The organism is Streptomyces durbertensis, from assembly GCF_014156695.1.
Classification (GTDB): Bacteria; Actinomycetota; Actinomycetes; order Streptomycetales; family Streptomycetaceae; genus Streptomyces; species Streptomyces durbertensis.
In genome coordinates this window covers 1-5,231 of sequence record NZ_WMLF01000386.1, presented here as the reverse complement: position 1 = coordinate 5,231, position 5,231 = coordinate 1, and the positions used below count along the sequence as shown (strand labels likewise).

General features: G+C 74.8%; 4 protein-coding genes and 1 pseudogene. 1 reads left to right on the top strand and 4 read right to left on the bottom strand.

The window, feature by feature from the left end:
- Both GL263_RS28540 and GL263_RS20950 read right to left on the bottom strand, forming a co-directional pair.
- Positions 1 to 361: pseudogene (locus GL263_RS28540) on the bottom strand (hypothetical protein); the annotation flags it as partial.
- Positions 362 to 538: 177 nt separating this feature from the next.
- On the bottom strand, positions 539 to 1,474 hold the full coding sequence (locus GL263_RS20950) for a universal stress protein (protein WP_182857284.1): 936 nt from the start codon (positions 1,472 to 1,474) through the stop codon (positions 539 to 541).
- Positions 1,475 to 1,801: 327 nt separating this feature from the next.
- On the opposite strand from GL263_RS20950, the gene GL263_RS20945 reads away from it, so the two are divergent.
- Complete coding sequence (locus GL263_RS20945) at positions 1,802 to 3,187, top strand: PP2C family protein-serine/threonine phosphatase (RefSeq protein WP_182857283.1); 1,386 nt, start codon at positions 1,802 to 1,804, stop codon at positions 3,185 to 3,187.
- A gap of 57 nt (positions 3,188 to 3,244) precedes the next feature.
- On the opposite strand, the gene GL263_RS20940 is transcribed toward GL263_RS20945, so the two are convergent.
- Entirely contained in the window at positions 3,245 to 4,327 is a 1,083-nt protein-coding gene (locus GL263_RS20940; RefSeq protein WP_182857282.1) for a nucleoside triphosphate pyrophosphohydrolase, read from the bottom strand.
- Positions 4,328 to 4,380: 53 nt separating this feature from the next.
- A complete protein-coding gene (locus tag GL263_RS20935; RefSeq protein ID WP_182857281.1) occupies positions 4,381 to 5,091 on the bottom strand; it encodes a SurA N-terminal domain-containing protein in 711 nt (236 codons plus the stop codon).
- Positions 5,092 to 5,231 lie beyond the last annotated feature (140 nt).

Below are 5,231 nucleotides of genomic sequence, written 5' to 3'. Positions count from 1 at the left end.
GGGCGGGCATGAGCAGCGGCTTCGCCGCGCGGGCGGCGCCCCGGGGGCGGGTGGCCGTGGCGAGCAGGTCGGCTGCGGCGAGCGCGCCGAAGGCGGCGAGGGGACCGCGGCCGTGGCCGTCCGGCCGGGTGAGCCTGCCGGCGGCCGCCCGCACCGCCGACGCCGCCCCTCCGGCCGGAGCCGACCCGCCCAGCAGCGCCCTCCAGGCCGGTTTTGCGGCGCCCGGCGCGGGTGTGGAGGCGGCGGGCGCCTGGCCCCTCGCCGTCGCGCCCGGTGTGCGGAACGCCGCCGCCGTCCGGGCGGCGGCGTTCAGCGCCGCCGCTTTTGACCTGCCTCGGATTCCCCGCCCGGTGATCGCCATGGGCGGCAGTCTGACCAGCGGTAGACGAGACGTCAACAGGTCGTGCCGGCCGGCCTGCCCACGGCCGGGTGGGTGAGGGGACACGAGCAGGGGCGTGGGCCGGCGGCACGGGGGTGACGGCCGGCCCACGCCGGATCAGAGGCCGTCGCGGTGCGGTGCCCGCGACGGCCGTACGGCTCAGGCCGCGGCGGGGATGATCGCCACCGGGCACTGGGCGTGGTGCAGCAAGGCGTGCGAGACCGCGCCGAGTTGGAGGCCGAAGCGCCGCTTGCGGCGGTGCGCGGCGAGCACCACGATGTCCGCCTCGGCGCTCTGCTCCAGCAGCTCCCGCGCCGCCGGCGCCTCCACCGACGCGACCTCCGCCTTCACCTGCGGGAACCGGTCGCGCAGCCTGGCCACCGCCTCCTTGATGTGCGTGGCCTCGGCGGTGTTCTTGTGCACGTCGTCCGGGAAGGGCGAGAACTGCCAGGCGTGGACCACCCGCAGCTCGGCGTTGCGGCGGGCCGCCTCCTCGAAGGCGAACTCGAGCGCGTGGTCGTCCAGGACGGACTTCAGTCCCAGCAGCACCCGGCCGTGGTCCCGCTCCTCGTGCGGGCCGACGACCAGCAGCGGCCCCTCCGTGTGCGCGGCGGCCCGCAGGCTGACGGAGCCGACCAGCAGTCCGACGAAGCCGCCGTGGCCCCGGGTGCCCACCACGGTCAGCGCCGCCTCGCCGCTGCGGCTGATCAGCGCGTCCGCCGCGCGCTCCCAGCTCAGCGCGGGTTCGACCGTCATCTGCGGGTACCGCTCGTGGACCCGCTTGATCACCTTGTCCAGGTGCTCGCGGACGACCTTCTCGCTCTCCGCGTTCCCCATGGAGGCCGGCGGCATGACCAGCTCCCAGGGCCATCCGGTGAGGATCTCCAGCCCGGTCTCCCGCAGCGCCGCCTCCTCTGCCGCCCGGTCGACCGCGCGCAGCGCGCAGTCGGAGTTGTCAAAACCGACGACCACCGGCGGCGGGGCCGAGGCGCCACCCTGAGCGCCCTGGGTCGATGCTCCGGCACGCGGGTCCTGCCATTGCTCGGTGTTCGCGCCGTCGGTGGACGAGGGCTCGGGGCGGGAAACGTCACTCATCAGGACCTCCAAGGTTGGGCCGGTACTGCAAGCTTGCGCCGGACGCGCCCACGTCGCATGGGCCGAACGGCCCCTGGGTGAGGGCCCTACCTTCCCCCCTCCTCGGAGCCGGCGACGGCGCTCCCCTTACGGGTGTCCCAAAAACCCGGGATTATTACCGTTTCTTTACCCTCGGCTGTACTCGGCGGTGCCCGAGCCGCGAGGATGGCAGCCAGGCGACACCCCGGCTCGCAGACCGTCCGGCCGCCCCGGACAATGGGACCGATCTCGCCTGAACACGCACCCGCCGCGCTGGCGGCCAGAACCGCCCCGGTGGCAGGAGAGCAGATGGACCATGACGCACAGCCGGAGCGCCCGCCCGGCGCGAGCGACCCCGACCGGCTGAACGGCGGCTCACGCGGCCTGGCGCCCGAACTGCCCCGGCTGCCCCGGACGGGTGACGCCATCGACGAGATCGCCCGCCGCATCCAGGAGCTGGCCAACGCCAAGGACCGGCTCCAGGGACTGCTCAGAGCGGTCATGGCCATCAGCGGCGAACAGCTCGAGCTCCCCGCCGTACTGCGCCGCATCGTCACCACGGCGATGGAGCTGGTACACGCCCGCTACGGCGCCCTCGGCGTCCTCACCGAGGACGGCACCCGGCTGGCCCAGTTCATCCCGGTCGGCCTGACGGAGGAGGAGCGGGCCGCGCTCGCCGGCGTCGAACTGCCGCACGGCCGCGGACTCCTCGGCCACCTCATCCACGAGCCGGGGCCGCTGCGGGTCGAGGGCATCCCCGAGCACTCGGCGTCCGTCGGCTTCCCGGCCGGCCACCCGCCGATGCGCAACCTGCTCGGCGTGGCGATCACCGTGCGCGGCGAGGTGTACGGCGACCTCTACCTGTGCGACCGCGAGGACGGACAGCCCTTCGACTCCCACGACGAGGACATCGTCGTCGCGCTCGCCGCCGCCGCGGGCGTGGCCATCGAGAACGCGCGGCTCTTCGACAACGTGCGCAACAGCGCCGAGCAGTTCCAGCGGCTGCTCCTGCCCAGCCTGCCGGACCTGCACCCCTACGAGGGCGCCGCCGTCTACCGGCCGGCGACCGCGCCCGGCCAGCTCGGCGGCGACTGGTTCGACGCGATCATGCTGCCGGACGACGCGTGCGCCGCCGTCATCGGCGACGTCGTCGGCCACGACCTCCAGGCCGCGGCGGCCATGGCGCAGACCCGCAACATGCTGCGCGCCCTGCTCTTCGACCGGCGCACCCCGCCCAGCGCCGTCCTCACCCAGCTCGACCACACCCTGCACGCCATCACCGACAACCCGGTGACCACCGCCTGCCTGGCGCGCATCGAACCGAGCGACGGACGCTGGTGGTTCAGCTGGAGCAGCGCCGGCCACGCGCCGCCGCTCCTGGTGACCGCCGACGGCCGCACCGAGTACCTGGAGGCCGACCCCGGGCTGCCGCTCGGCGTGGACACCGACATCCCGCGGCCGGACCACCGCCGTGAACTCCAGCCCGGCTCGACCGTCCTGATGTTCACCGACGGCCTCGTCGAGGACGTCAAGCGACCGATCGACGCGGGAATGGCGGAACTCGCCGAACTGGCCGGGGCCAACAGCCGACTCCCGCTGGAGAAGCTGTGCCGGCTGCTCGCCGACCACCACCCGAGCGACGGGCACGACGACATCGCCCTGCTGGCGCTTCGGATGCCCCCCGGCGCCAACTGACGGCCCCCGCCTCCGGGCTGAGGCGGGGGCCGGCACCGGCTGACCGCGGCGCGTGGGTCAGCCCGACACGTCGTCGTGGCTGTTGTCGCGGGCCTCGTCGGCGCGGGCCGCCGCCTCCGCCGCCACGATGGCGTCCCGGTAGGCGCGGGAGGCCGCACGCAGCGCCGACTCCGGGTCCGTGCCCGCCGCCTCCGCCTCCACGGCGAGCGCCAGCAGCTCGTAGCCGACCTCCCCGGCTCGGGAGGAGCCCTCGATGCCCGCCCCGCCGGGCAGCTCGGGCAGCGGCACGACCAGCCCCTCCGTCCGCGCCCGGCCGGCGAGCTTCGCCGCCAACGCCAGCGCCGGCTGCCCCAGCGGCACCCCCTCGGTCACCGACGCGCGGCGCTTCTCCGCGGCCTTCGTGCGCAGCCAGTGCGCCTTCACGTCCTCCGGGGACTCGGCCGTCTCCGTGCCGAAGACGTGCGGGTGCCGGTGGATCAGCTTCTCCACGAGGGTGGCGGCGACGTCGTCGACGCCGAAGGGCTCCTCCTCGTGCTCGGCGGCGATGGCCGCGTGGAACACCACCTGGAGCAGGACGTCCCCCAACTCCTCGCGCAGCTCCCGGCGGTCGCCCTCCTCGATGGCCTCGACCAGCTCGTAGGCCTCCTCGATGCCGTACTTCACCAGGTCGCGGTGGGTGCGGACGCTGCTCCACGGGCACTCGGCCCGGATCCGGTCCATCACCTGCACGAGGTCGAGCAGCCGGGCGCCGGGCAGGTCGTAGGAGCCCGGCAGCAGCTCCAGGTCGGGCATGCGCTCCCGCCCGGAACCGGCGAGCCGCGCCAGGCCGTCGGTGAGCGCCGGCTCGCCGGCCGCGTCGGCCAGCACCACGACCGTGCGCCCGCCGGCGCAGAGGTCGAGCAGCTCGCGGGCGGCGGGCAGCGGACCCACCGCCACCTCGACGCCGGCCTCGGTCAGATACGGCAGCTGCGGATGGCCGGGGTCGGCGCAGCGCACCTCGTCGGCACCGCGCAGCGTCTCCCACGCCGGCCAGGACAGCAGGCCGGGCGCCACCCGGTGGCTGGTGGTGAGCAGGACGACACGTCCGGAGTCCACGGCGTCGGACGCGTCAGGAGTGTCGGGGGCGGCGGCTGAGGTCATGCCCCGAATGTAACCGGCGCCGCCGACACCCCACGGGCCGGTGGGTCAGTGCGTCAGTGGTCGTGCCCGTCGTGCCCGTCGTGCCCGTCGTCCCCGTCATGCCCGCCGCCGGGGGCGCCGTCGTCCGGGGTGCCGTCGCCCGGGGAGGTCTTCAGCCAGTCGCGGTCGGCGACGACCAGCCGCCAGTGCTCGTCGTCCCACGCGCCGAAACGCGGGTTGACCTCGATGGCCATCGCCTTCGACGTCTCGGTCAACTTCGGCACGACCACCTCGCCGGCCTCGGGCGTGCCCGGCTGGGCGCCGAGCGCCTCGGCGATCTTGTCGAGCAGCAGCCCGGTGCGGTAGCGCTCGTCGATCTGGTCGGGCGCGATGGCGTTGCGCTTGAGCATGATGTCGCGCAGCTGGGCGGCCCCGCCCACGGCCTTCTCGTCGGCGGCCCGGCGCTCCTGCACCTCGCGGCGGCTGACGCTCACGTCGAGGTCCTCGGCGGCCCGCTCCACGACCCGCTGGTTGATCATCTGGTTGAGGCTGAACTCCGCGAGCGGACCGGTGCTGCGGATCAGCTCCTCGCTCTGCTCGTCGGCGCGCTGCGCCGCCCGCACGGCCTCGGCGCGGGCCTGCACCTGCGACACGGTGATCCGCTCGCCGTCCACGACGGCCGCCGAGCCCGCCCTCGGCTCGCCACCGCACGCCGTCAGCAGCGGGGTGGCCATCGCCAACGCAGCGACGGCGGCGACGGAGTACGCGGACCTACGGCGTTGCATGGGGCCTCCCGACGGCGGCGACGGTCCTGCGGCGGTGCAGCGACCTGGCGGACCGATCTTAGGCAGTCCGCCCCCCGCCCCTCCAGTCTTTCCCCAAAGCCTTCCTGCCCGTCTCCGCCACCCGGGTGGCGGAGACGGGC

Excerpts from the sequence above, each read along its gene's own strand:
- GL263_RS20945 (WP_182857283.1), top strand. The coding sequence starts at position 1,802 with ATGGACCATGACGCACAGCCGGAGCGCCCGCCCGGCGCGAGCGACCCC.
- GL263_RS20935 (WP_182857281.1), bottom strand. The coding sequence starts at position 5,091 with ATGCAACGCCGTAGGTCCGCGTACTCCGTCGCCGCCGTCGCTGCGTTG.
- GL263_RS20940 (WP_182857282.1), bottom strand. The coding sequence starts at position 4,327 with ATGACCTCAGCCGCCGCCCCCGACACTCCTGACGCGTCCGACGCCGTG.
- GL263_RS20950 (WP_182857284.1), bottom strand. The coding sequence starts at position 1,474 with ATGAGTGACGTTTCCCGCCCCGAGCCCTCGTCCACCGACGGCGCGAAC.